Origin of the sequence: Pseudonocardia sp. SID8383 (assembly GCF_009864975.1) — a bacterium.
Lineage (GTDB): Bacteria > Actinomycetota > Actinomycetes > Mycobacteriales > Pseudonocardiaceae > Pseudonocardia > Pseudonocardia alni.
On the sequence record NZ_WWFY01000757.1, the window covers coordinates 1 to 4,657 of the forward strand.

The following is a 4,657-nucleotide window of genomic DNA, read 5'->3' on the forward strand; positions in this document are numbered from 1 at the left end:
CGCCGCGGACGCGCTCACCGCGCTGCTGCCGCGGGTGACCGGCCCGGACGGGCAGGTGTGGCTGGCCGACCCGGGGCGCCCCGAGGCGCCGCGCTGGCTCGACGCGGCCCGGGAGACCTGGACGGTCACATCCGGCAGACTGCCGGGCGGGGTGGACCTGCACGTCCTGCGCCGCCCCTGACCGTCCGGCCGGGGGCGGCGCAGGTGCGGATGCCGTCGCACCGGCCGGCTGCGATCATGGCCGGTGCACCGTGCAACGTCCTCCGGAAGGGGTCCCGCCATCCTCCGCCTGCCTCGGGCCGCCGCCTTCGCCTGCCTGGCCGTGACGTTCGCCGTGGTCATGCTCGGGGCGACGATGCCGACCCCGATGTACGCGCTCTACCAGCGCGAGCTCGGGTTCTCCCCCACCGTCCAGACCGTGATCTTCGCGCTCTACGCGGTCGGTGTGCTCGCCGCGCTGCTGGTCACCGGCCGGTGGTCGGACCAGCTGGGGCGGCGACCGGTGCTGCTGGCCGGGGTGGCGCTGTCGCTGGCGTCGAGCCTGGTGTTCCTGGTCGCGGGTCCGGTGTGGGTGCTGCTGGTGGGTCGGCTGCTGTCCGGCTTCTCGGCCGGGATCTTCGCGGGTGCGGCGACCGCCGCGGTCATCGAGGCCGCACCGGAGTCCTGGCGCGAACGCGGGGCCGCGGTCGCGACCGTCGCGAACATCGGCGGGCTCGGGCTGGGCGCGGCGCTCGCCGGGGTGGCCGTGGAGTACCTGCCCGCGCCGCTGCACCTGTCCTTCGCGGGGCACGCGGTCGCCGTCGCGCTGTGCGGGCTGCTCGTGCTGGGCGCCCCGGAGACGGTGACCGACCGGCCCGCGCACCCGGCCTTGCGGCCGCAGGTCCCCGAGGTGCCGCCCGCGGTGCGCGCCGTGTTCGTGCCGGCGGCGACGGCCGGGTTCGCCGGGTTCGCGGTGCTGGGTCTGTTCACCGCGCTGTCTCCGCGGATCGTGTCGGACCTGATCGGCATCCCGAACCATGCCGTCGCCGGGGCGATGTCGCTGCTGCTGCTGGGCGCCTCGGTGCTCGCGCAGCTCGCGGTCCGCACCGCGCCCACCGAGCGGGTCCTTGCCCTGGGCTGTGTGCTGCTGGCGGCCGGTCTCGCGCTCGTCGCACTGTCGGTGGCGCAGGGGTCGATGGCCGAGCTGGTGGCCGGCGCGGTGGTCGCCGGGGCCGGTCAGGGCATGACGTTCTCCAAGGGCCTGGCCGCGGTGAACGCGCGGGTGGAGGCCCACCAGCGGGCGGGGACGACGTCGTCGTACTTCGTGGTGGTCTACGTGGCGATCTCGCTGCCGGTCGTCGGGCTGGGGGCGTCGAGCCAGGCGTGGGGACTGCGGATCGCGGGGATCGTGTTCTGCGTCGCGGCCGCGGTGCTCGCGCTGCTGGCGCTGGCGGCGCTGCTGGTCATCCAGCGGCGCGACGCGCGCGCGTCCGTGTGAGCCTCACCGGTAACCGGTCGTGTCGGCGGGCAGTCCCGCGTCCTGGACCTCGGTGACGTAGCGCCAGGCGTCGGGCCGGGACCCGTCGACGTCGTCGACCCCGTAGACCCGCCCGAGCTCGCCCGAGGAGGTGGAGCGGCCGTTCCAGCGGTGCCGGTCGGGGTCGGCGGCCAGCGCGGCGATCCCGCGGCCGACGAACCGCGGGCTCTCCGAGATCGCGAAGTGCGGCTCGGCCACGCACGCGTCACGCCAGGTGTCGGCGGTGACCCCGAACTGCTCCAGCATGATCTCCGAGCGCAGCCAGCCCGGGGTGACGGCGACCGCGGTCCCACCGTGCCCGCGCAGCTCGTGCGCCCAGGACCGGGCCAGCCGGATGGGCGCGATCTTGGCCAGGTCGTAGAAGACGTTGAGCCGGTAGTGCTCGGCGTTGTAGGCCTCGGTGCCGTCGGTGACCTCGACGACGAGGCCTCCGGGTGTGCGGGAGAGCAGCCCCAGGGCGTGGTGGGCGGTGACGAGGTGGGTCTCGACCGCCAGGCGCAGCGTGCGCAGCCCGTTGTCCAGGTCGTGCTCCCAGACCGGGACGTCCCACGAGACCATCATCTCGCCGCCCCAGATGTCGTTGACCAGCACGTCGAGCCGGCCGTGGTCGCGCTCGACCCGCGTCACCAGCGCCCCGACCGCTCCGGGGTCGAGGTGGTCGGTGGGCACCGCGATGCCGGTGCCGCCCGCGGCGGTGACGAGATCGGCGGTGTCCTCGATCGTCTCCGGCCGGTCGTACTCCGACCGGGCCGCGCGGGTACTGCGGCCGGTGCAGTACACGACCGCGCCGGCCGCGCCCAGCTCGACCGCGATCCCCCGCCCGGCGCCGCGCGTCGCGCCCGCCACCAGCGCCACCCTGTCCCTCAGGTCCGTCATACCGGCCAGCGTCGCACGGACCGGATTGTTTGTAAACGAGCATTCGGTTATGTTCGCCGGAGCCGATCCGAGCCGACGAGGGGACCGACTGCCGGCATGTTCGAGACGACCACCGAGATCACCGACCTCCAGCGGCTGCTGGACGCCTCCGTCTCCGGAGCCGGGGACCACCTGCGCAGCATCGTCACCCCCGGGGAGCGGACGCTGACCGCCGAGCAGCTCGTCCGGGTCGCCACCGGGATCTGCACCCTGGCGCTGGCCACCACCACGCGGCGCGGCGAGCCCCGGGTCAGTGGTGTGGACGGACACTTCCTGCACGGCGCGTGGGTCGTCGGCACCGACCCCGGCGCCGTGAAGGCACGTCACCTCGCGGACCGCCCCGCGGTGAGCGCCGCCCACCTGCGCGGCGACGACCTCGGGATCTTCACGCACGGGACCGCGCACCCGCTCAACCCGGCCGGCGCGCCCGCGCACCCCCGGTGGCCCGCGACCCTCGACCACCTGCAGCGCTGCTACGGACCGGAGGGGTTCGTCTGGGACGAGGTCGTCTTCTACCGGATCGAGCCGACCTGGATGGTCGCCTACAGCCCCGACCCGGCCGGCCTCGCCGGGTCCGCGGCGTCGACGGCGCCGCCCGCCTGAGAGGGTGAGCCGTGCCCCGTCGCAAGCAGGTCCCCGACGCGGACGTCCTCGACGCCGCCCTCGACGTGCTGCACGCCCGCGGTCCGCAGGCGCTCACCTTCGCCGCGCTCGCCGGGGCGAGCGGGCTCGCCCCGGCGACGCTCGTGCAGCGCTTCGGCGGGAAGTCCGACCTGCTGCGCCGGACCCTGCTGCACGCGTGGGACCGGCTCGACCGCGAGACCGCCCGGAGCGGGGCCGAGGCGGAGCGCACGCCGGAGGGCGCCGTCGCGTTCCTGGTCGGGCTGTCGGGGCAGTACGGCGGGATCGACAGCTACGCCGACGCGCTGCTGGTCCTGCGCGAGGACCTCCTCGACCCCGACGTACGACGACGGGGCGCCGCCTGGCGGCAGGCGCTCACCGACGTCCTCGACGCGTGCCTGGCCGGCACCCCGGGCGCCCCGGACGGCGCCGGCGCGCTCCTGGCGACCCACTGGCAGGGCACCCTGCTGTGGTGGAGCTTCGACCCCCGGCTGCCGGTGGCCGAGCACGTGGAGCGGGAGCTGACCCGGTTCGTGTCCGCGGTGCTCACGCCTCCGGCAGGTTCTGCACGTGCCGGAACCCGAACCGGCCCTTGATGCACAGGTGCCCGTGGGTGACCGAGTGGTCCGCCGGGCTGGTGACGTTGACGATCTCGCCCCGCTGCACGTGCAGCTCCAGGTTGCAGCCGACCCCGCAGAACGAGCAGATCGTCGTCGTGACGGTCTCCTCGTCGGGGTGCCAGTCGCCTGCCTCGCGGCGGTCGTGCTCGGCGACGGACTTCAGCGCCCCGGTCGGGCAGACCCCGATGCAGTTGCCGCAGTAGACGCAGGCCGACCCGGGCAGCTCGACGTCGTGCTCGGTGGCGATGCGGGCGTCGAACCCGCGGCCCGCGGCGGCGATCGCGAACGTGAACTGGGCGTCGGTCCCGCAGGCGTTGACGCACTTGTAGCACATGATGCACCGCGAGTAGTCCCGCACGTAGAGTTCGTTGTCGATCTTCACGGGCTGGGCGACCGTCGCCCGGGTCGCGCCGTCGGGGGCCGGGTGGTGCCCGGCGTGGCGGCGGTCGCGCTCCCCCGCCGCGGCCGGCGGCGCGGGCGGACCGTAGCGGTCGGGGTCGACGCCGTAGTCGGTCATCCAGCGCGCCACGTCGGCGCTCGCCTGGGTCATGTCCACCGACGACGCCAGCAGTTCGAGGACCATCCGGCGGCTGTGCCGGACCTTGTCGGTGTCGGTCCGCACCTCCATGCCGTCCTCGCAGCGCCGCGCGCAGGAGGGCACCAGCGCGCGGGAGCCCTCGACCTCGACCACGCAGACCCGGCAGGCGTTGATCGGGTCCATGTTCGGCGCCCAGCACAGGGTGGGGGTGTCGGCCTGGGCGGGGGAACCCTCGCGGTGCAGGGCGTCGAGGATCGTCGCGTCCTCCGGGACACGGACCTCGGTGCCGTCCAGGGAGACGGTGACGGTGCGCCGGATCGCGCCGAGCATCACCGGGCCGCCGGCGAGCCGTTCGGCCGGTCCGGGACCGGAGCCCGCCGGGTCGGCGACGGTCACGCCGACCGCGCCGGCCCCGTTCGTGCGGTGCAGGGCGGCGACGCCCTCGCC

At 75.0% G+C, this 4,657-nt stretch carries 6 protein-coding genes; 4 read left to right on the forward strand and 2 right to left on the reverse strand.

The features are described from left to right. Both GTW08_RS18310 and GTW08_RS18315 read left to right on the forward strand, forming a co-directional pair. On the forward strand, nt 1–181 hold a 181-nt coding region (locus GTW08_RS18310; RefSeq protein WP_202417360.1), incomplete at its 5' end, for a hypothetical protein. A 63-nt stretch (nt 182–244) separates the two neighbouring features. Beyond that, nucleotides 245–1,477, forward strand: coding sequence for an MFS transporter (locus tag GTW08_RS18315; RefSeq protein WP_346009928.1), 1,233 nt, complete (start codon nt 245–247; stop codon nt 1,475–1,477). Nucleotides 1,478–1,480: 3 nt separating this feature from the next. Here the strand turns inward: GTW08_RS18315 and GTW08_RS18320 are convergent, their stop codons facing one another. Further along, entirely contained in the window at nt 1,481–2,392 is a 912-nt protein-coding gene (locus tag GTW08_RS18320) for an SDR family oxidoreductase (RefSeq protein ID WP_161152271.1), read from the reverse strand. Between the two features lie 96 nt (nt 2,393–2,488). Here GTW08_RS18320 and GTW08_RS18325 point away from each other — a divergent pair, with 96 nt between their 5' ends. Both GTW08_RS18325 and GTW08_RS18330 read left to right on the forward strand, forming a co-directional pair. Next, complete coding sequence (locus GTW08_RS18325; protein ID WP_161152272.1) at nt 2,489–3,034, forward strand: pyridoxamine 5'-phosphate oxidase family protein; 546 nt, start codon at nt 2,489–2,491, stop codon at nt 3,032–3,034. Nucleotides 3,035–3,045: 11 nt separating this feature from the next. After that, nucleotides 3,046–3,648, forward strand: a complete 603-nt coding sequence (locus tag GTW08_RS18330; RefSeq protein WP_161152273.1) for a TetR family transcriptional regulator — start codon at nt 3,046–3,048, stop codon at nt 3,646–3,648. Here GTW08_RS18330 and GTW08_RS18335 read toward each other — a convergent pair. Then, nucleotides 3,599–4,540: a 2Fe-2S iron-sulfur cluster-binding protein gene (locus GTW08_RS18335; RefSeq protein WP_073575318.1), complete on the reverse strand. Its 942-nt coding sequence runs from the start codon at nt 4,538–4,540 to the stop codon at nt 3,599–3,601. The genes GTW08_RS18330 and GTW08_RS18335 overlap by 50 nt on opposite strands. Nucleotides 4,541–4,657 lie beyond the last annotated feature (117 nt).

What these genes read in the sequence shown, in the direction of transcription:
- GTW08_RS18325 (WP_161152272.1), top strand. Translation starts at nt 2,489, where the DNA reads ATGTTCGAGACGACCACCGAGATCACCGACCTCCAGCGGCTGCTGGAC.
- GTW08_RS18320 (WP_161152271.1), bottom strand. Translation starts at nt 2,392, where the DNA reads ATGACGGACCTGAGGGACAGGGTGGCGCTGGTGGCGGGCGCGACGCGC.
- GTW08_RS18335 (WP_073575318.1), bottom strand. Translation starts at nt 4,540, where the DNA reads ATGCTCGGCGCGATCCGGCGCACCGTCACCGTCTCCCTGGACGGCACC.